The organism is Bradyrhizobium sp. 18BD (assembly GCF_054185225.1).
This window is the reverse complement of sequence record NZ_JAVAYL010000003.1, coordinates 1-18,081: the sequence shown is the minus strand read 5'-3', so window position 1 is coordinate 18,081 and position 18,081 is coordinate 1. Positions and strand designations below refer to the sequence as shown.

Annotated in this window: 24 protein-coding genes; 15 read left to right on the top strand and 9 right to left on the bottom strand. The window is 64.8% G+C overall.

Annotated features, from left to right (window positions below; translation table 11 throughout):
- Positions 1-33: 33 nt before the first annotated feature.
- On the bottom strand, positions 34-498 hold the full coding sequence (locus RAD16_RS06095; protein ID WP_458156982.1) for a MarR family winged helix-turn-helix transcriptional regulator: 465 nt from the start codon (positions 496-498) through the stop codon (positions 34-36).
- A 106-nt stretch (positions 499-604) separates the two neighbouring features.
- Between RAD16_RS06095 and RAD16_RS06090 the strand changes: the two genes are divergently transcribed.
- The 3 genes from RAD16_RS06090 to RAD16_RS06080 all read left to right on the top strand — a co-directional run bounded on the left by RAD16_RS06090 (position 605) and on the right by RAD16_RS06080 (position 4,141).
- Complete coding sequence (locus RAD16_RS06090; protein ID WP_458156981.1) at positions 605-2,527, top strand: FAD-binding monooxygenase; 1,923 nt, start codon at positions 605-607, stop codon at positions 2,525-2,527.
- Positions 2,528-2,671: 144 nt separating this feature from the next.
- Entirely contained in the window at positions 2,672-3,691 is a 1,020-nt protein-coding gene (locus RAD16_RS06085; protein ID WP_458156980.1) for an SH3 domain-containing protein, read from the top strand.
- Positions 3,692-3,913: 222 nt separating this feature from the next.
- Complete coding sequence (locus RAD16_RS06080; protein WP_458156979.1) at positions 3,914-4,141, top strand: hypothetical protein; 228 nt, start codon at positions 3,914-3,916, stop codon at positions 4,139-4,141.
- Positions 4,142-4,160: 19 nt separating this feature from the next.
- Here the strand turns inward: RAD16_RS06080 and RAD16_RS06075 are convergent, their stop codons facing one another.
- Positions 4,161-4,424 carry a DUF3551 domain-containing protein gene (locus RAD16_RS06075; RefSeq protein WP_458156978.1) on the bottom strand — a complete coding sequence of 88 codons (264 nt, stop codon included), beginning with the start codon at positions 4,422-4,424 and terminating at the stop codon, positions 4,161-4,163.
- Between RAD16_RS06075 and RAD16_RS06070 the strand changes: the two genes are divergently transcribed.
- The 3 genes from RAD16_RS06070 to RAD16_RS06060 all read left to right on the top strand — a co-directional run bounded on the left by RAD16_RS06070 (position 4,423) and on the right by RAD16_RS06060 (position 6,407).
- Positions 4,423-4,755: a hypothetical protein gene (locus RAD16_RS06070; RefSeq protein ID WP_458156977.1), complete on the top strand. Its 333-nt coding sequence runs from the start codon at positions 4,423-4,425 to the stop codon at positions 4,753-4,755. The genes RAD16_RS06075 and RAD16_RS06070 overlap by 2 nt on opposite strands.
- Before the next feature lie 25 nt (positions 4,756-4,780).
- Positions 4,781-5,152, top strand: coding sequence for a hypothetical protein (locus RAD16_RS06065; protein WP_458156976.1), 372 nt, complete (start codon positions 4,781-4,783; stop codon positions 5,150-5,152).
- 469 nt (positions 5,153-5,621) lie between these two features.
- Complete coding sequence (locus RAD16_RS06060; RefSeq protein WP_458156975.1) at positions 5,622-6,407, top strand: hypothetical protein; 786 nt, start codon at positions 5,622-5,624, stop codon at positions 6,405-6,407.
- Between the two features lie 109 nt (positions 6,408-6,516).
- Here the strand turns inward: RAD16_RS06060 and RAD16_RS06055 are convergent, their stop codons facing one another.
- The 3 genes from RAD16_RS06055 to RAD16_RS06045 all read right to left on the bottom strand — a co-directional run bounded on the left by RAD16_RS06055 (position 6,517) and on the right by RAD16_RS06045 (position 8,314).
- Complete coding sequence (locus RAD16_RS06055) at positions 6,517-7,086, bottom strand: TetR/AcrR family transcriptional regulator (RefSeq protein ID WP_458156974.1); 570 nt, start codon at positions 7,084-7,086, stop codon at positions 6,517-6,519.
- Entirely contained in the window at positions 7,086-7,430 is a 345-nt protein-coding gene (locus RAD16_RS06050; protein WP_458156973.1) for a DMT family transporter, read from the bottom strand. Before RAD16_RS06050 ends, RAD16_RS06055 begins: the two co-directional genes overlap by 1 nt.
- Before the next feature lie 218 nt (positions 7,431-7,648).
- A complete protein-coding gene (locus RAD16_RS06045) occupies positions 7,649-8,314 on the bottom strand; it encodes an O-methyltransferase (RefSeq protein ID WP_458156972.1) in 666 nt (221 codons plus the stop codon).
- 97 nt (positions 8,315-8,411) lie between these two features.
- On the opposite strand from RAD16_RS06045, the gene RAD16_RS06040 reads away from it, so the two are divergent.
- From RAD16_RS06040 to pdxY, 3 genes are all read left to right on the top strand, one after another.
- A complete protein-coding gene (locus tag RAD16_RS06040) occupies positions 8,412-9,044 on the top strand; it encodes a TetR family transcriptional regulator (RefSeq protein WP_458156971.1) in 633 nt (210 codons plus the stop codon).
- 116 nt (positions 9,045-9,160) lie between these two features.
- A complete protein-coding gene (locus RAD16_RS06035; protein ID WP_458156970.1) occupies positions 9,161-9,802 on the top strand; it encodes an FMN-binding negative transcriptional regulator in 642 nt (213 codons plus the stop codon).
- A 107-nt stretch (positions 9,803-9,909) separates the two neighbouring features.
- Complete coding sequence (gene pdxY, locus RAD16_RS06030) at positions 9,910-10,728, top strand: pyridoxal kinase (RefSeq protein WP_458156969.1); 819 nt, start codon at positions 9,910-9,912, stop codon at positions 10,726-10,728.
- Between the two features lie 4 nt (positions 10,729-10,732).
- On the opposite strand, the gene RAD16_RS06025 is transcribed toward pdxY, so the two are convergent.
- Positions 10,733-12,058: a hypothetical protein gene (locus RAD16_RS06025; protein WP_458156968.1), complete on the bottom strand. Its 1,326-nt coding sequence runs from the start codon at positions 12,056-12,058 to the stop codon at positions 10,733-10,735.
- 307 nt (positions 12,059-12,365) lie between these two features.
- Here RAD16_RS06025 and RAD16_RS06020 point away from each other — a divergent pair, with 307 nt between their 5' ends.
- The 3 genes from RAD16_RS06020 to RAD16_RS06010 all read left to right on the top strand — a co-directional run bounded on the left by RAD16_RS06020 (position 12,366) and on the right by RAD16_RS06010 (position 13,379).
- The gene (locus RAD16_RS06020) at positions 12,366-12,536 is read left to right on the top strand and encodes a Flp family type IVb pilin (RefSeq protein ID WP_458157400.1); all 171 of its coding nucleotides are present in this window, start codon (positions 12,366-12,368) and stop codon (positions 12,534-12,536) included.
- A 161-nt stretch (positions 12,537-12,697) separates the two neighbouring features.
- Positions 12,698-12,949, top strand: a complete 252-nt coding sequence (locus RAD16_RS06015; protein WP_458156967.1) for a hypothetical protein — start codon at positions 12,698-12,700, stop codon at positions 12,947-12,949.
- Positions 12,950-13,232: 283 nt separating this feature from the next.
- Positions 13,233-13,379, top strand: coding sequence for a hypothetical protein (locus RAD16_RS06010; protein WP_458156966.1), 147 nt, complete (start codon positions 13,233-13,235; stop codon positions 13,377-13,379).
- A 4-nt stretch (positions 13,380-13,383) separates the two neighbouring features.
- Here the strand turns inward: RAD16_RS06010 and RAD16_RS06005 are convergent, their stop codons facing one another.
- Positions 13,384-13,947, bottom strand: coding sequence for a bifunctional transcriptional activator/DNA repair enzyme AdaA (locus RAD16_RS06005; protein WP_458156965.1), 564 nt, complete (start codon positions 13,945-13,947; stop codon positions 13,384-13,386).
- Between the two features lie 185 nt (positions 13,948-14,132).
- Here RAD16_RS06005 and RAD16_RS06000 point away from each other — a divergent pair, with 185 nt between their 5' ends.
- Positions 14,133-15,053 carry a DMT family transporter gene (locus RAD16_RS06000; protein WP_458156964.1) on the top strand — a complete coding sequence of 307 codons (921 nt, stop codon included), beginning with the start codon at positions 14,133-14,135 and terminating at the stop codon, positions 15,051-15,053.
- Positions 15,054-15,107: 54 nt separating this feature from the next.
- Here RAD16_RS06000 and RAD16_RS05995 read toward each other — a convergent pair whose 3' ends face one another.
- Entirely contained in the window at positions 15,108-15,458 is a 351-nt protein-coding gene (locus RAD16_RS05995) for a zinc ribbon domain-containing protein YjdM (protein ID WP_458156963.1), read from the bottom strand.
- Between the two features lie 89 nt (positions 15,459-15,547).
- Positions 15,548-16,384, bottom strand: coding sequence for a PhzF family phenazine biosynthesis protein (locus RAD16_RS05990; RefSeq protein WP_458156962.1), 837 nt, complete (start codon positions 16,382-16,384; stop codon positions 15,548-15,550).
- Positions 16,385-16,725: 341 nt separating this feature from the next.
- Between RAD16_RS05990 and RAD16_RS05985 the strand changes: the two genes are divergently transcribed.
- Both RAD16_RS05985 and RAD16_RS05980 read left to right on the top strand, forming a co-directional pair.
- Complete coding sequence (locus RAD16_RS05985) at positions 16,726-17,547, top strand: FkbM family methyltransferase (protein WP_458156961.1); 822 nt, start codon at positions 16,726-16,728, stop codon at positions 17,545-17,547.
- 358 nt (positions 17,548-17,905) lie between these two features.
- Positions 17,906-18,081, top strand: a 176-nt coding sequence (locus tag RAD16_RS05980) for a transposase (RefSeq protein ID WP_458157399.1), incomplete at its 3' end; no start/stop codon positions are given.

Genomic DNA, 18,081 nt, shown 5'->3' with positions numbered 1-18,081 from the left:
AGACCTCCGACAAATGCCCATAGAAATACAGGATTACGTCCCCGCTTGCCGCAGCGGGGCGCGGCTGAGTTCATTGCCGGCCGCGATGGCCTTGCGCAGCAGCCGCATCAACTCGTCGCCTTCCTTGGCACTGAGGCCGCGCAGCATGATGCGCTGGGCGGATTCCACCGCGGGCGTGATCTTGCGCAGCGTGCGACGGCCCTCGTCGGTGATCTCGAGCTCGCGGGCGCGGCGGTCGCGGGGACTGGCGCGGCGTTCGATCAGATCCTTCTGCACCAGGCGATCGATCACGCCGGTGATGGTGGTGCGGTCATAGGCGATCAGGCCGGCGAGCGTCACCTGGTCGAGCCCCGGATTGGCCTTGATGGTCGCGAGCGCGGCGTATTGCACCGGCGTGAGATCGAAGCCGGCATCTTCCACTTCGGCCAGAAACACGGCCACGGCGATCTGCTGGAACCGGCGCGCCAAATGGCCGGGCATATCGTTGGGTTCGCTCACCGAGTTCTCCGTTTGCGGGCAGGAGTGGTGCGGATCATTGACAAGTATACTGATAGTCAGCATACTGATCAATATCCAAACAGAACGTTGCCAGGGAGAGGTGCTCATGCAATTCCATCTCAATGGATTTCAGCCGGGCGATCCTGAAATTGCCGATCCCGCCGAGCGCGTTCAGGCTCCGGGCGCAATGGGCACCGTCCCTGCAGAGGTCGATGTCCTCATCGTCGGCTGCGGCCCGGCGGGCCTGACGCTCGCGGCCCAGCTCGCGCAATTTCCTGACATCAAGACTTGCATCGTCGAGCAGAAGCCGGGACGGCTGCTGGTCGGGCAGGCCGACGGCATCGCCTGCCGCACCATGGAGATGTTCCATGCCTACGGCTTCAGCGAGCGCGTGCTGAAGGAGGCGTATTGGGTCAACGAGACCACGTTCTGGAAGCCGGACGAGCGCGCGCCCGAGAAGATCGTGCGCAGCGGCCGGGTGCAGGACGTCGAGGATGGGCTGTCCGAATTCCCGCACGTCATCCTCAACCAGGCCCGCATCCATGACGGCTTTCTCGACGTCATGCGCAAGTCACCGGCCAAGCTCGAACCTTACTACAGCCGGCGCCTGCTCGACCTCCAGGTCGATCCGGCCGCAGGAGCTACTGACCATGCCGTGACCGCGCGGCTCGAACGCGCCGATGCCGGAAACGAGGGCAAGGTCGAGACGATCAAGGCGCGCTACGTCGTCGGCTGCGACGGCGCGCGCAGCACGGTGCGCAAGTCGATCGGCCGCGAGCTGCACGGCGATTCCGCCAACCACGCCTGGGGCGTGATGGACGTGCTGGCGGTGACCGACTTTCCCGACATCCGCTTCAAATCCCTGATCCAGTCGGCCAAGGACGGCAGCCTGCTGATCATTCCGCGCGAGGGCGGCTACATGGCGCGCCTCTATGTGGAGTTGGCAAAACTCGATGTCGGCGAGCGCGTCGCCAATCGCAACATCACGGCCGAGGACGTGATCGCCAAAGCGCAGCGGATCCTGAAGCCGCACACGCTCGAGGTGAAGGAGATCGCGTGGTGGTCGGTCTACGAGATCGGTCAGCGCCTGACCGACAAGTTCGACGACGTGCCGGAAGCCGAGATCAATTCACGTCTGCCGCGGATATTCATCGCCGGCGATGCCTGCCATACCCACAGCCCGAAGGCGGGGCAGGGCATGAACGTCTCGATGCAGGACGCCTTCAATCTCGGCTGGAAGCTTGCAGCCGTGCTGCGCAAGCAGTGCCCGCCGACCTTGCTGCATTCCTATTCGGCGGAACGCCAGGCGGTTGCGAAGGAGCTGATCGATTTCGACCGCGAATGGGCGGGAATTCTGGCGTCCGCTGCGAAGGCCGGCGGCGCCGATGCCGCCAAGACGCAGGACTATTTTGTCAGGCACGGCCGCTACACCGCGGGCACCGCGACGCATTACAAGCCGTCGACCCTGACCGGCGCCACCTCGCATCAGCATCTCGCCGAAGGTCTCGTCATCGGCAAACGCTTCCATTCCGCGCCGGTCATTCGGCTCGGCGACGCCAAGCCGGTCCATCTCGGCCATGCCTCGCAGGCCGACGGCCGCTTCCGCATCTACGCGTTCGCGCCGGCGGAAGACCCTGCGGCGTCAGGCTCGGCCATTCGCGCGCTGTGCAATTTCCTCGGCGAGGCCCGGGAGTCTCCGATCAGGCTCTATACGCCTGCGGCCGCCGACATCGATAGCGTGATCGATCTGCGCGCGGTCTTCCAGCAGGATCATCGCGAGCTCGCCATTGAGGCGATGCCCGCGCTGCTGTTGCCGCGCAAAGGACGCTACGGTTTGCTCGACTACGAAAAGATGTTCTGTCCGGACCTCAAGAGCGGCCACGACGTCTTCGCGATGCGCGGTATCGATCGCAAGGCGGGCTGCATGGTCGTGGTACGGCCGGACCAGTATGTCGCGACCGTGCTGCCGCTCAACGGGTTTGCTGCGCTTGCGTCGTACTTCGACAACTTCATGCTGTCGGTGAATTGACGCGCTGGCAGTGCTCTGCCGATGAACGGCGAATGAATATTGAACCGCGTGCGGCGTGCATCTCAATCTTTTGACGGATGAACGACGGCACGCGGAACGCTCATTCCGCTGGCGCGTTCCGACTCGCAAGAGGAGGACTACGCCATGAGGCTCAGAACCGCTTTAGTTGCAGCATTGTTGCTCGCCCCGACGGCCGCGCTGGCCGCGCCGGGCATCGTCACCGTCTCGACCGGCCTGCGCGCCGGACCGGGGCCAGGCTTTCCGCTGGTCGATCGCGTCCCCGAGGGCGCCCGCGTCAACATCCATGGCTGCCTGCGCGGCAATGCCTGGTGCGACGTGAGCTTCTCCGACGATCGCGGCTGGGTCTCGTCGCAATATCTCGAATATCTCTACCGCAATCACTACGTCTATCTGCCCGACTATGCCGACCAGATCGACGTGCCGATCGTCCCGTTCGTGCTGACCTCGTACTGGTCGAGCTATTACGAGGGACGTCCCTGGTATCGCCGCCACGCCTACTGGAATAATTACTGGACCTCGCACCAGAACATCGCGACGCGGATGACGATCGATCCGCGTGTGGCCCGCATCGGCCGCGCGGCGACGCGCGACGCTGCGATCGCGCTGGGACGCGAGGGCGTGCGTGGCAAGGGTGAGATCAGCAAGGCTGACGCCAAGGGCGCTGCGGCGATCTCGACGCGTGACGCCACGACCGCACGGCATGATGCCGCGATCGCGAGGCGCGACGCTGCAATCGCCAGACGCGACGCTGCCGTGACGGCCGACCGGGCCCGTGTCGGACGAGCCGATCACATCGCGCATGAGCGGGCCAACATGCAGACCCGCAATCCGCGCGACGCACAGGCCCGCATGATGCATGAGCCGGCGCAGGCCCGCGCCGCGGTGCGCGCGCAGCCGATGGCGCGTGCGCATGAAGCGCCGCGCGTCTCGGCTGCACCTCCTGCGCGTCCTGCCGCGCCTCACGTGGCTCAGCCGAATGTGAGTCATGGCTCGCCGATGAATGCGCATGCGCAGATGCCGGCGCCGCGCGCGGCCGCGCCTGCGATGCCGCACGGTGGCGGCGGCGCTCCGCATATCAACGCCGCTCCGCATGGCGGCGGCGCGCCGGCCGGCGGTCCCGGCGGCGGCCATCAGAAGCAGTAAATCCACCAACGAAAGCCCGGCCTTCGCGCCGGGCTTTCTGTTGGGCCGGGCCCAGGTTCCCGGCGCATCCAATTTAAGAAAGTTCTTCGCTGGCAGATTTCATCGATCGTAACAGGTCGACCCAAAGATGTAAGCATCCACTCGGGGCAGCGGGGCTACGGGAGGATGACGATGAGACAGAACCAGGCGGGGACGCGCCGCCAGAATGTCGCGAAGCGGTCGATGACCAAAGAAGCCAAACAGCTGGCCGGCCTGATTGCCGGATTGCGTAAATCCCTCGACGGGATTCACAAGGAGCGGACGAGCACGAAGCTCACCGGCGCCGAGATCGGCATGCTCGACGAGCGCCGCAACAATCTGTTGCTCACCATCGCAGCCCTGGACGATCGCCTCTCGGCGGTGCAGGGGCTGATCGATCTCGGCCGTCCCCATATCATTCGCGTCCACTGATCGGGGCGCAGAAAGTGAGCTAACGGCTCCGTCGCGGCGGCGACGGGATCGGGCTCGGTTGCCGGCCCAGCGCGGCATAGGGATTGGCATAGCACTGCGCCGACTGTCCTGATGCAGTCGCCATGCACTGTGCGATCGTCATAAAACTGCAATCGATGTTGCTGCCGTCGAGAGTGTAGATCTCGATGCAGACAGGATAGCGCGGGTCGTAGGTCTGCGCCCCTGCGGGAGCGCCAGCGAGCACGGTGCCAAGCAAGCCCGCGACAAGCAGAATCGCTTTCATGATGCGGCTCACGATCAATCTCCCTCATTTGGCCGGAACCGAAGCACAATGCTGCCGTGGTTGGCATCAAATTGCCATGCTCCCGGCGAATTGCCGCCAAAGCCCGCTGTCACGAGGGAAACGGGTGCAGGGCAACGCAAGGGGATGCGCATTGGCCTATAAGATGGTCGCAGAACGCGACAATGAGAAGTGCAGTTTTGCCCGCGAGAGCCGGCTGCTCATCGTGGCGAAGGCAAAAGTCTGGGCGAGCGAGGGATGGCAGGTCGTCATCACCGACCAGGACGGCAAGGCCTATACTCCGACAGAGTTCGATCAGCTATTGGCGGCGTGACCGCAAGACGGGCTAGGGGACGAAATTGAGATCGCTCATTCGACCGAGGCGCGAAGTCATCGCGCCTCTGGTTGGGGCCATTGCTGCAGCGGGCGTCGTGCTGACGGGGTCGTTTGCCTCCGCGCAAAATCTCGACGCCGGCAAATCGGCCGAAAAGCTCTTCGCCGACGGCTGCACGACCTGCCATCGCAGCCCGCGCGGGCTTGCGAAGGGGCGCTACAGCCTCACGCTGTCCTGGTTCCTGCAGGACCATTATTCCACCAGCTCCGACACCGCCAAGGCTCTCGCGGCCTATCTGGTGTCGGTCGATACGCCGCCTCCGGGCGCTGCAGGAGCGCCTGCCAAAAAGCCTGCGCGATCCAAGTCGCACACGCCCAAACCAGTGCAGAGCGAGTAGTCGCGTCCCCACGGCGCCGGCGGGTCTGGCAGATCTATCCGACGGTCTCCTCGCTGTTCGGCAATGCGCCCGTGATCGCCGGTTGTCCGCAGGCGCTGGCGTTTCCGATCTTCCATATCGGCTCGAACGGCAAGGGCCAGCCGATGCCGAACAATGAGGAATATCTGCAGGCCGCGACCAACAAGCCGTTGATCGACGTCAACGGCAACTGGACGCTGTTCGAGCGCCGCGTCAACGAGATCGAGGCGCAATATCTGCGCGCGCCCGGCGGTCAGAAGTTGCAGACGCTGACGACGAAGGCCGGTCAGCTCAATTTCATCAAGAGCAATCCCGGCGGCGCCGAATTCACATCATCGGCCACGGTGCCTGACGGCACCAATGGCTCGATCGAGATCAAGGCGTCCTGGCGCATCCTCGATCCGTCCAAGGACGATCCGTCGAAATTTTACACGCAGAACATCCTGCTGCGGTGTCCGGCGACCTCGTGCGCGACGGCCGTCCGTTCTGCCGCAGCGAGCGGGTGGGACTCGTCGGCATGCACATCCTCCAGCGCAATCCGGTGGACAAGAACAATCCGGCGCTGCGGCCGCAATGGATCTGGGCGACGTTCGAGCATGTCGACAACGCGCCGCTCGCGGACAAGCCGTGCAACGTCGCGGATGGCTGCGGCACCGACAAGGCCACGAACTGGATCAATCAGCCGAGCTGCGGGCCGGCGAACCCGGCGCCGGGATCGCATTTCTCGTTCTTCAACACCGGCGCGCCATCGGGCCTCGGCACCAACATCGCGCCGCAATCGCCGGACATCAGCAAGACGACATTCCCCTGGAATCCGCGCAAGCCCTACGCCCAAGGCAGCACGACCAGTGCGACCGCGCAGCCACAGGCGGTGCGCTGCTGGCGGATCTATCCGACGACGGCCGCCCTCAACGAACAATGGCGGATGGCGCTCGGCACGCTCAAGAGCGTGTTCCAGAACTACATGCTGGTGGGTACGCAATGGGGCGGCGTGGTCGAACCGCCGACGCCGCCCAATCCGGTGCCGTTCAACGCCGTGCCGGGCATGCTCTCCAACATGACGCTCGAAACCTACATCCAGAACTATCTGAGCAATGGAGCTGCCGGTCCGGGCTCATGCGTGAGCTGCCACGCTTTCGCGACACTGGCGGACGGCAAGACCTCGGCGAATTTCAGCTTCCTGCCGAGTATCGTGGACGTGAACACGTTGCGCGCCAAGATCAAGACCGCACCGTAAGGTTGTTCGTAGCCCGGATGGAGCGAAGCGAAATCCGGGGCAGCGCCTACGGCGACAGGGATCCTGGATTGCGCTGCGCTCCATCCGGGCTACGGATAGCGGCCGGCCGCTAGCTGCGCCGATAGGTCTGCGCGACCAGCCGGTCGTGTACGGCGCGCAACTCGGCGTTGATGCGCGTCTGTCCCGTCGTGACGAAGGACAGCCAGGCGCCGTCGGCGGCGAGACGGACCACATGGAGCTCGGGAGTGCCGTCGGTCGCGCGATGGCGCTTGAGGCGGGCCTTCATCCAGTCGTTCCAAAGCTGGCGCAACGAGGGATCGGTCACGACCACCATGCTCAGCGCCGCCCAGGGCGTGGCAAAGCCGAAGGCTTTTCCGGTGAATACCGCATTCACATAAGCGCGCGTAAAACTGCCGCGCGGCTTCGGGTCAGCTTCGAGCGCTGCGTCGATCTCGGCATCGACGCGCGCGAGCAGATCGGCGAACAGGCCCTCGATCAGCGCCTGCTTGCTGCCGAAATGATGAAACAGCCCGCCCTTGGTCACGCCGGCCGCCGCCGCTACTGCCTGAACCGTGACCCCCGAGACGCCATGGTCCATGGCGATGGCCGCCGCATGGTCGAGCAGGGCGCGCCGGACCTGCTCGGGCTGCTTGGCGCGGCTATAGGCGCTCGCCGGCATCAGTGCGCCGTCGTCTGCGAGAACAGGTTGATGACCACGACCCCCGAGACGATCAGTCCGATGCCGACGAAAGCTGCGGCGTCCAGCATCTGGCGGAACAGCACGAAGGAGACGGTCGCGGTCAGAATGATGCCGACGCCGCCCCAGATCGCATAGGCGATGCTGAGCGGAATGACCCGGATCGCCACCGACAGCGCGTAGAACGAGGCGACGTAGAACAGCACCATGGCCAGCGTCGGCCACGGCCGCGTGAACTGCGCGGATTGCTGCAGGAAGGCGGACGCCGTCACCTCGAAGACGATGGCAAGGGCGAGGGCTGCGTAGGCACTGAAGGCGGAGGTCATGATGAGCTTATGTAGGCACGAAAGATACCGCGCGGTAGGTATGTTTCGCACGCTGAACATGGCTTTTGCCGGGAGGAGATATCACGTGTGAGTGACGAGCCTGCGACAGATCGGAACCCTATACCATGGACTATCGAGGCTTCCGCCCGCAACGCAAAGCCGCCGCGCGATCAATCGCACGGCGGCCTCCGAGATGTCGCAACGGTTCGATTCTCGCGCTAGCTAATCCGCACGGAGAGCTCGACGTCCTCGGCAAAGGGCGTGGACATGTAGCCGTTTCCGGGCCTACGCACGCGCGCGAGGTAGTCGGGGCTGTCATCGGCATTGTCGGCGACGATGATTGCACCGGGCTTGAGATGGTCTTCCAGTAGATCGAGGATCTCAGGATAGAGCGCCTTGGCGCCGTCGAGCAGTACGAGATCGATCGTATCGGGCAGATCCTCGCGAAGCGTCTGCAGCGCATCGCCCTCGCGGATTTCGACGAGGTCGATCAGTCCGCCGGCCGAGAGGTTTTCCCGTGCCCGCGCCGCCTTGGACGGCTCGAACTCGCTGGTGATGAGACGGCCGCCGCCATTGTCGCGCAAGCCCGCGGCAAGGTGGAGGGTGGAGATGCCGAACGACGTGCCGAACTCGACGATCGTCCTGGCGCCGGAGCTGCGCACCAGCATGTAGAGCAGCTGCCCCGTCTCGCGCGAGACGGCCAGCGGCGCGTCCTTCAGGCGTCCATAGAGCGCGCGGTAATCGGTCTTGCTTCGCATCATCCGCGCGCGGTCGGCGTCGGACAGGTCCGCCACGGCGGCTCGCGTTGCACCGCCCGAGGCTTCGGCCTGGTCGAACAGGCGCTCCAGCAACGGCGCAAGCGAAGTGATGGTTGGGGTCGTCATTTCAAGTCTCCAGAGTTCGCGGCAAACACGTGCTTGCGTGGAATAGGAAATACGACTAATTCGTCGCGTTTCCTATTCGCATGGACTGGGGCATGCCGTGGCTGATCGCCGAAGTCGTTCAGTTTCCTCACGAAAACAGCCGCAGCAGGCCCGCTCCAGCGAGCTCGTGGCGGCTGTTCTCGATGCGGCTGTTCAGGTTCTGGCCAAGGAGGGCGCGCAGCGTTTCACCACGGCACGGGTGGCCGAGCGGGCCGGGGTGAGCGTCGGATCGCTCTATCAATATTTCCCGAACAAGGCGGCAATCCTGTTTCGCCTCCAGAGCGACGAGTGGCGGCGCACGAGCGAGCTGTTGCGCGGCATTCTCGATGATCGTGCGAAGCCGCCATTGGTGCGGCTGCGCGCGCTGGTCCACGGCTTCATCCGCTCGGAATGCGAGGAGGCTGCGATCCGTACGGCGCTTAGTGACACCGCACCGCTCTACCGCGATGCGCCCGAGGCGCAGGACGCACGCGCCGCCGGCAAGGGGATCGTCGCCGCCTTCATGCAGGAAGTGCTTCCCGCGGCGACGGACGCGATGCGCGGGCTTGCCGCCGAGCTGATCACGACGACCCTGAGCGAGGTCGGCAAGCGGTTCTCGGAGACGCCGCGCAGCGAGGCGGAGATCGCGCGCTACGCCGATGGGCTCGCCGACATGTTCTGCGCCTATCTCGGCGAGCTTGCGCGCCGCTGAGCTCATTCCTGACATCCGCGTTTGCGGGCCAATATTGCTTCAGGTTTCGCCGGATGATGGGTTAGGCTTGCGTCGTCCTTCGTCCTTCGTCCTTCGTCCAGCTCGAGCGCCACGCCATGCACGTCCTTCGGCCCCAGTTTCGTATCGAGGAGGAGCGTGCGCTGGGATTCGCAGCCCAGCGTGGCTTCGGCACGATCGTCGCGGCGGATGAGCGTGGCCCGCGCGCCTCGCATGTGCCGTTCGTGCTGGACCGGCGCGACGGGCGCACCATCGTGCAGATCCACTTCACGGCGAAGAATCCACTCGTGCCGCTGGCAGATGGCGCGAGGCGCTTCCTGCTGATCGTGGCCGGCGACGACGCCTATATCTCCAACGACTGGTATTCGTCGCGCGATAACGTCTCGACCTGGCTCTATGAGGCGGTGCACCTGTCCGGCGTGGCACATCTGCGTGGGCAGGGCGAGAACCGCGGTCATGGTGATGCGCTGCTGGCGGTCGCCGAGGCGCGGTTGCCGAAGGCGCCGTGGGACCTCGCGCAGATGGAGCCGGACAAGCGCGAGAGCATGCTGGCGGCGATCCGCGTCGTCGATCTCGTGGTGGACCAGATCGAGGGACAGGCCAAGCTCAATCAGCACAAGAGCGATGCGGACCATGTCGCGGTCGCGGGCCGGCTGGCGCGGTCGGAGGAGAGTGGGCACCGGCGGCTGGCGCGAAAGATGCAGGCGCTGCGGCCGGAGCTTGGGTATGAGATGCCGTAGAGCGCAGCGAAATCCGGGAATCGTGCCGCATGCTTAAACCCCGGATTACGCTTCGCTCCACCCGGGCTACGCTTGCCACTCTCATTGTTAGACCTTACGGACCTCCCATGCTCGTCATCTCCATTCAAAGCCAGGTTGTCCACGGCCATGTCGGCAACAGCGCGGCCGCCTATGCCATGCAGGCCGAGGGCGTCAACGTCGCGGCGGTGCCGACGACGCTGCTGTCGAACCATCCGCGCTATCCGACCTTGCGTGGCCGCGTGCTGGAGACCGAGCTCGTCGCCGATCTCCTGAGGGGTGTCGAGGAACGCGATCTCGTCGACGAGGCCGCGGTGCTGGTCACCGGCTATCTCGGCTCGCCCGGCAATGCCCAGGTGATCGCCGATTTCGTCGAGCGGGCCTTGAACCGGAATTCGAAGCTCGTCTATCTCTGCGATCCCGTGATCGGCGATGACGGCCGCGTCTATGTCGCCGACGGTATTCTGGATGTGGTGCGGCATCGGCTGTTGCCGGCCGCCAACCTGACGACGCCGAACCAGTTCGAGCTCGAACTGCTGTCAGGCGTGTCGATTGCGAATACTCAAGATTTGCGCGCGGCGTGCACGGCGCTCGCAGGGGCCGGCCGCATCGACGTCGTTGCCACCGGCTGTACGCTCAGCGACACGCCGGATAGGCAGGTGGAGACGATCCTCTGTGCGGACGGGCAATTGTCGCGCTTTGCGACGCCGCGTCTGCCGATCCGCCCCTATGGCACCGGCGATCTCCTCACCGGGCTGATCGCGGCGCAACTGGCCAAGGGCAAGGCGATGGAGGCGGCGGTGCGGCTTGCGGTCGAGACCATCTTTGGTGTGCTGGTGCGCACGCAGCAAGCAGGGACAGCCGAGATGCGTCTCGTGCCGTTGCCGATGTCAGGACGAAAGGCGTAACGGTTCAGGTCGCCCGCTTGCCGGCCGATTGTGCCGACTTCTGCGGCTTGGCCGAGCTCCTCTGCTCACGCGCGGCCTGCGCCTTGGGCGGCTTTGCGTGGGCCGCGGCCCGCGCGACCTTCCTGGACTTGGCGCTGGCGACGCGGTCGCCCGTGCCACGCTTGGAGATGTATTCGGCGCCGTCGACCGGGCCGACATGCGGCGGATCGCGGTCAAGATAGGGCCGGCCGATACCCAGCGCCTTGCCATTGGCGTCGACCCACTTCCACAGGATTTCGGTCGAGACCCAGCGCTGTGCGCGGTTGTTGCCGGCGGTCGAGACGATGTCGGCGGCCATGCCGTGGCCGTAGCCGCCGCGCGTGCTGCCGCCGTGATAGGAGCGGTCGGAGGCGGCCTTCAGGCCGCTTGCGATCGACTGGCGATAATCGTCGCGGAACGCGCTGGTGATGCCCGGGGAGAGGCCGGCCGCTTCGGCGGCGAGCAGCGTGCGAAACAGTTTTCGCTTGAAGCTCTTGTCCATGCCGCCGATGACGTAATCCATCATCGACATCTTGGCGTGCTCGGCTGCCTTCGGATCCTTCCAGCCGAAATCCTCATCGACCAGTTTCGTGAAGCTGCGCATCACGGTCACCATCTTGCCCCTGCGCTTGATGGTGACGGCGCGGCGCTCCGTAACCTTGACCGAGTCTTCTTTCGGCGTGCGCTGATAGAGGGCCCAGAGATAGCGGTCGATGCAGGCGTCCATGACGAAGCATTCGTCGAGCACGGCGACGGTGTCGGCGGAGGGCGATGCCTTGCTTGGGGCCGGCGCCGGTCCGGTTGCGATCGTCGCCGGCGACAGTGCTTCCGATGGGACGACGTCGCCGGGATCGGCGGAGGCGAGCTTGATGGCAGGTTCCGGTGGGGGCTCAGCCTCAGCAGCCCCGGACTTAACTTCGGCCTTGGCCTCGCTGGCGACGGGCTCAGGCTCAGGCGCGACCTGAGGCGGCGGCGAGATCGCTGGAACCATATCGGTCGGATCGGCCGAGGCGACCTGGACGGCAGGGCCGGGGGTCTCGGGCGGCGGCGCTTCGACCAGCGCCACGCTCGGCATCGCAGCCGCGGCGGCAATGTCGGCCGTCAGCGCAACGCCGTCGTCGATTGTCGCTGCGTGCGGGATGTCGGCAAGCTCGAGGCGGGTGAGGTCTTTCGCGCGGGAGAGGGCGGCTGCGTTGGCGCCGCTGTTCTCGATCAAGGCAGGGGCATAGGCGGAGAGGGAGAGCGCCAGCCAGCCGGCCATGACGGCCGAGGGGCATGAGACCGCCACAAGAAGAGACCGCCGATCATTCATGATCCCTGCCTCCGAAGTTCGTGAGCGAACCAGATTGCACAGCCAAGCACGCGGCGCGTCAATTGTTCGGGGGACGATGTGGCGACGCAATGGCACCAATGGCCGAAAAAGGGCTTTTCACGCGAGTGTTGCCCGGATGCAACTTGAGTTCCCAATGGCGGAACCATCGGCTATCCAGCGGGAAAACAGGAAAAATTGCCCCCGAATGCCAATCAAATTGAATGATCTGGATTTACTCAATCTTGGATTGTGGTCGTGCATTGCTCGCGTGTCGGCAACGTCCGGTAGATTTGGGAAGGATATGCTTGTGAAATTGAAATGCCTCTTGATTGAATTCGCGGTCGACGAGACCGGCGCCACCGCGATCGAATACGGCCTGATTGCAGCGGGCATCGCGCTCGCGATTATCGAAGTGATCTATGCGCTCGGAACCAATCTCGTCGAAAAGCTGCAAGCCTTGGCGACCGCGTTGAAGTAGGGCGCTTTTCCGCCGAGGTCCTGGGCGGGGATCCGTCCAGGCCGTCGGGCGCGTTAAACATATCGCCATGCATGGCGCGCGATATTGCGTTGCAGCAGTGCATATCGCAATGCAGCAAATCAGGCTTACATGGGCTCTAAACTACTCTTTGGAGCATCACCATGAACAAGAAGACTTTGTCGATCGCAGCCGCCCTCGTCATCGCGGGCTCGACTGCCACCTTCGCTGCCGAGCTGCCGGCCTATGAGGCCAACGGCATTCCGGCCTCGCCCGTGCAGGTCCGCGTGCTCGGCGCCTCCCATGTCGAGCAACAGGTGACGGCGCCCGCCACCAGCGTGACGGCGCTCCAGGCCAGCGTCCTGACGCCGCGCAAGCTGAAGACCGCAACCGTGACCACGGGCTCCGCGCGCTAAGCTGACGTCGCACTGAGCTGCGAGCTCGGTGCTTTCAACGACGTCATGGCCGGGCTTGTCCCGGCCATTTTTTTTGGATGCAGTCGCGACGATGTGATCAGTCGCATCACGCGTTGATGCGCGGAGTGAGAATCATTGCGCGGAAAAATGAGCTCTGACACGCGAGTTGTGTATCGCCGTTCAAAACGAGTGTGATCTCTTTAATAGTTGCTTTGCAGATCGCGGCGCTTGATGCGGGCGCCGCATATTGGCGGCCAAGAATCGTTTTCATAATGGAGCCGTCATGCCTGTTGCCCAGAAAGCCGTTGTTGCCGTCACGTCGCCGCGCGATTTTATCGTCCGGCATTTTGCAATGTTCGCCGCCGCCGCGCTGTTCGTGTTCGTGCTGAGCCTGACCTACGGGCTCGATCTCAGCCCAGGCTTTTTCTGAGCGATTACACGCGTCGCATCGCACGCAGCCTCGACGGTGATCTGCCGTAGAGCTCGGCAAAGGCGGCGTTGAAGCGGCGCAGGCTGCCGAAGCCTGACTGGAATGCGATATCAGTCATGCTGTGATCGCCGGCATCGAGCAGGCGTTTTGCGCGCTGGACGCGCAGCGTCTTCGCAAGCTGCTGCGGCGTGGCGCCGACGTGCCGCTCGAACAGCCGCGCCAGATGACGCGAGGAGATGCCGAGCCGCATCGCCAGCGTCACCACCGAACATTCGTCGAGCGCGCCTTCATTGATCAGCTTCACCGCGCGCGCCACGGTCGAGCGCGTGCCGTTCCAGGCCGGGCAGAACGGCGCAGTCTCGGGACGGCAGCGCAGGCAGGGCCGGAAGCCCGCGGCCTCGGCGGCTGCGGCCGTCGGAAAATAGACGACGTTGCGCGTCAGCGGCTGCTTGGCCGGACAGACCGGCCGGCAATAGATGCCCGTCGTCTTCACCGCCGTGAAGAAGCGGCCGTCGTAGCGGGGATCCCTGCGCAGGCGCGCGGCGTTGCAGTCGTCGAAACTCAGCATGGCCGGATGATAGCGCAGCACGGCGCAGGTGGAAGCAACTCGGGATGACCGAGTCCGATTGCGGCGAGCCGTCATGCGCGTGGTTGAATAGAACGCGGCTCCATCCGGGCTACGCAACCTCACTGCGGCCCAGCCGTGCAGCTGCGTGGGTTGAGCCTCATCGCGCCCTGACATAAGGCTTTGTCATGGATCAGCGAACGAGCGGCGCTGACGCTCTCACCCAAAAGAACGATACGGCACCGGCGCTTCTCGGCGTCGTCTGTGGCCTGTCGGCGGCGCTGTTCTGGGCGCTCGGCTTTGCCGGCACGCGGCATGGCCTGAAGGTCGGTTTCACGCCGGTCGATCTCTTGGTGCATCGCTATGTCTGGTCGGGCATCGCGTTCCTGCCGCTGGTCTTTCGCGCGGGCATCTCCGATCTCTGCGGCATCGGCTGGGCGAGGGGAGTGGCGCTGATGGTGCTTGGCGGCCCCGTGATGTCGCTGATCTCCTACACTGGTTTTCTGTTCGTGCCGCTCGGTCATGGCAGCGTGATCCAGCCATCCTGCGCCACGCTCGGCGGGCTCCTGCTCGCCGCCTTGTTCCTGAAGGAGAGGATCTCCGCCTCGCGCCTCGTGGGTGCGCTGGTGATCGTCGGCGGCCTGGGTGTGATCGGCGCGGAATCGATCGGCCATATCGGCGCCGACGGCGTGCAGGGCGATCTGATCTTCGTGCTCACGGGCCTGATGTTCGCCGGCTTCGGCGCGCTGCTGCGGCACTGGCGCGTCTCAGCCGTGTCGGCGGCGCTCGTCATCAACGTGCTGTCGCTGTTGCTGCTGCCGGTCTATCTCGTCACGGGCGGGCTTGCCCGCATCGCGGCGATCGGCGTCACCGAAAACGCCATCCAAGCGCTGGCGCAGGGGGTGCTCGCCGGTCCCGCCGCGCTCTATCTCTACGCCGTCTCGGTCCAGCGCCTCGGCGTCGGCCGCGCGGCGGTGTTTCCGGCCTGCGTGCCGGCGCTGACGCTGCTCACCGGTTGGCTGCTGCTCGGCGAGCCGCCGACGATGTTGCAGACCGCGGGCCTCGTCACGGTGCTGTGCGGATTTTACCTCGCGCAACGACAGCGGTGAGGTTGTCATCCGGATTGCGCTTCGCTCCATCCGGGCTACGCACTTGCGCGAACCCTACGCCTTCTTCACGAACTCGGACTTCAGGTTCATCGCGCCGATGCCGTCGATCTTGCAGGCGATGTTGTGGCCGTCGGTGGCGTCCTGGAGGCGGATGTTGCGGACCTTGGTGCCGCCCTTGACGACCGAGGATGAGCCCTTGACCTTGAGGTCCTTCATCACGATGACGCTGTCGCCGTCGGTGAGCACATTGCCATGGGCATCGCGCACGCCGGCCTCCTGCGGCGCATCCGCGACCGCGCCGGCCGCAGCGCTCCATTCATGGGCGCATTCCGGGCAGATCCAGAGATCGCGATCCTGATAGGCGTGCTCGGAATTGCACTTCGGGCATTTGGTGGCGTCGGTCATGGCAGGTCTCGTCTCATAGCTGTCTTCGCGCGGCGCACCGTAGGGGCGGAGCGGGGGAATGCAAGCAAAAGCTCCACGCCTCGCGCCGATCACGCGTCCATGACGCGCGCGGTGCCCGAGACCCGGATCGAGCTACCTCTGGCCTCGCCGATCTCGGCGTGGATCAGCGACCGCGCGCCCATGTCCTCGCCCTGCACGATGTCGACGGCGCCGCCATGCGGCCAGCCGATGTCGCGCAGATAGCCGGCAAACGCCGCGGCGGCCGCGCCCGTCGCGGGATCCTCGACGACCCCGCCGGCGGCAAAGGCGTTGCGGACATGAAACAGACGCGGCGTCGCGATGTTGACGAGCGCGATGGTGACGAGACCTGATTGCGCCATCAGCGCGCGGCCGCGTTCGAAGTCATATCCCATGCGCGCCAGCGCTTCGCGGGATGTCAGCGCGAGGACGGCATGATCGGCCCCGCCATGGATTTTCGCCGGCGGCAGTTGTGGGTCGAGATCGGCGGCGGCGTAGCCGAACAGGTCCAAGAGCTCGTCCCGCAGCGAGGCATCGAGCGGCGCGCTGCGCGTCGGCGGTGACTGCAGCGCGGCGGCGATGGTGTTGCCGTCGCGGCGCCCCGACACGGAAATGACGGCGTCATTGAGCTGCAGCGCGAAGCTGCGGTCGCCGTGGCGCTGCGCAAGGGCTGCGCCCAGCGCGATGGTGGCGTGGCCGCAGAACGGCACCTCCATCAACGGCGAGAAGTAGCGGACGCGCCAGGCGTCGCGCTCGGGCGCGGCGAAAGCGGTTTCGGAGAAGCCGACCTCGGCGGCGATCGCCTGCATCCGCGAGGCATCGGGCAGGACGTCGCCGATCCAGACGCCGGCGGGATTGCCGCCGGTGTTGCCGTCGGAGAAGGCTGCGATGCGGAGGACTGGGGTCATGGGGGCATTCCTGTAGCCCGGATGAAGCGTGTAGCCCGGATGGAGCGAAGCGTAATCAGGGGGCTGTCCAGGCAGACACAGTGGTCCCGGATTGCGCTGCGCTCCATCCGGGCTACGGGCTTACCAACTAAAACGTCGAAAACAACCCCATGCACAGTAGCCAAGTCGTTGAATCTGCAGCCTTGCGGATTTTACGAAATGAACCTTGCTCCGTCGGGCAAAACAGGGCTATGGTGACATGATGGCGATGGTCGCGACGGGGACGCTCCGAGGCCGGGATAAGCCTCGCGTAAGCAGGCACTGGGATAGTGGAATCTACTCTGGGTGAGAGGAGATTCTGCATGCCTATCGCAGGGCAAAAGCTGGCCTTCGTCATGGCTTCGTCCAACCATGGCACGATGATCGTCAACCGCTTCGACTACCGCATGGTCGCGCCTGACCGCGGCTATGGCGTCGGCTTCCAGATCCTGGAAACCGGCGCTTTCGACCGGGGCGAAGTCAACGTCGCGCTCGATCTGCTGGGCTTGCGCCGCAAACACTTCCATGACGGGGTGATCGCCATCGACTGCGGCGCCAATATCGGCGTGCACACGGTCGAATGGGCCTCGTTCATGACGGGCTGGGGCTCGGTGGTTGCGATCGAGGCCCAGGAACGGATCTACTACGCGCTGGCGGGCAACATCGCCATCAACAACTGCTTCAACGCGCTGGCAGTGAACGCGGCCGTATCCTCCGAATCCGGCACGATGCAGATCCCGAACCCGGACTATTTCACGCCGTCCAGCTTCGGCAGCCTGGAATTGCGCCAGCGCCCGGGCAACGAATTCATCGGCCAGCCGATCGACTATGCCCAGAATACCGTCCTCGTCCGCAAGATGACGCTGGACGAGCTCAACCTGCCGCGGGTCGATTTCATCAAGATCGACATCGAGGGCATGGAGATGGAGGCCCTCGCGGGCGCCCATCAGACGATCAAGCGGTATCACCCGATCCTGCTGATCGAAAAGATCAAGACGGACCCCCAGCAGCTCGAGCAGTGGCTGCGCGACAACGGCTACCAGTTCCTGGCGCTCGGAATCAACGTCGTCGCGGTCCATACCAGCGATCCTTGCTGGGTGGATATCACCAAGGCTCAAGCCGCCGGCCGGCCGCACGCGGCCTAGCGGCAACGAACGCCTAGACGGGCTGTGTAGCCCGGATGGAGCGCAGCGCAATCCGGGATGTTTGCCGCAAGGCGCACTGGTCCCGGATTACGCTGCGCTCCATCCGGGCTACGAATCTTTGCGTGCGATGGGGTGAGCGACCTGTCCGCCGTAGCTCAAAGAGCGAAGGCGGAAGCGACCCCTCAATGGCCGTACTGGAATGATGGGTTTCGCTGCGCCTGTTGCGGCCGCGCCAGTCCCGTAGCCGGGATTGAGTCCCGTAGCCCGGATGGAGCGAAGCGAAATCCGGGGCCGGTTTTGGAGTGCACCCCAAAAGTGAGACACGGGAAATTAGGGACAGTTCTCTAACGGAGAACGTATGCCCAACAAATCACCCCGTGTTTTCAGCCGAGAGTTCAAGCTCGAGGCAGTCCGTCGCATTCTGGCGGGTGAGCGCATAAGGGCTCTTTCCCAGGAGCTGAATGTGTTACGTAAGGACCTCTATGCATGGCGCGATCTTTTTCGCGCCGGCGGGGCGGAGGCGCTGCGGCCGAT

Coding starts and splice junctions, on each gene's coding strand:
- pdxY (WP_458156969.1), top strand. CDS start 9,910: ATGCTCGTCATCTCCATTCAAAGCCAGGTTGTCCACGGCCATGTCGGC.
- RAD16_RS06025 (WP_458156968.1), bottom strand. CDS start 12,058: ATGAATGATCGGCGGTCTCTTCTTGTGGCGGTCTCATGCCCCTCGGCC.
- RAD16_RS06000 (WP_458156964.1), top strand. CDS start 14,133: ATGGATCAGCGAACGAGCGGCGCTGACGCTCTCACCCAAAAGAACGAT.
- RAD16_RS05995 (WP_458156963.1), bottom strand. CDS start 15,458: ATGACCGACGCCACCAAATGCCCGAAGTGCAATTCCGAGCACGCCTAT.
- RAD16_RS06015 (WP_458156967.1), top strand. CDS start 12,698: ATGAACAAGAAGACTTTGTCGATCGCAGCCGCCCTCGTCATCGCGGGC.
- RAD16_RS06090 (WP_458156981.1), top strand. CDS start 605: ATGCAATTCCATCTCAATGGATTTCAGCCGGGCGATCCTGAAATTGCC.
- RAD16_RS06035 (WP_458156970.1), top strand. CDS start 9,161: ATGCACGTCCTTCGGCCCCAGTTTCGTATCGAGGAGGAGCGTGCGCTG.
- RAD16_RS06085 (WP_458156980.1), top strand. CDS start 2,672: ATGAGGCTCAGAACCGCTTTAGTTGCAGCATTGTTGCTCGCCCCGACG.
- RAD16_RS06050 (WP_458156973.1), bottom strand. CDS start 7,430: ATGACCTCCGCCTTCAGTGCCTACGCAGCCCTCGCCCTTGCCATCGTC.
- RAD16_RS06045 (WP_458156972.1), bottom strand. CDS start 8,314: ATGACGACCCCAACCATCACTTCGCTTGCGCCGTTGCTGGAGCGCCTG.
- RAD16_RS06070 (WP_458156977.1), top strand. CDS start 4,423: ATGATGCGGCTCACGATCAATCTCCCTCATTTGGCCGGAACCGAAGCA.
- RAD16_RS06055 (WP_458156974.1), bottom strand. CDS start 7,086: ATGCCGGCGAGCGCCTATAGCCGCGCCAAGCAGCCCGAGCAGGTCCGG.
- RAD16_RS06005 (WP_458156965.1), bottom strand. CDS start 13,947: ATGCTGAGTTTCGACGACTGCAACGCCGCGCGCCTGCGCAGGGATCCC.
- RAD16_RS05990 (WP_458156962.1), bottom strand. CDS start 16,384: ATGACCCCAGTCCTCCGCATCGCAGCCTTCTCCGACGGCAACACCGGC.
- RAD16_RS06075 (WP_458156978.1), bottom strand. CDS start 4,424: ATGAAAGCGATTCTGCTTGTCGCGGGCTTGCTTGGCACCGTGCTCGCT.
- RAD16_RS06010 (WP_458156966.1), top strand. CDS start 13,233: ATGCCTGTTGCCCAGAAAGCCGTTGTTGCCGTCACGTCGCCGCGCGAT.
- RAD16_RS05985 (WP_458156961.1), top strand. CDS start 16,726: ATGCCTATCGCAGGGCAAAAGCTGGCCTTCGTCATGGCTTCGTCCAAC.
- RAD16_RS06080 (WP_458156979.1), top strand. CDS start 3,914: ATGACCAAAGAAGCCAAACAGCTGGCCGGCCTGATTGCCGGATTGCGT.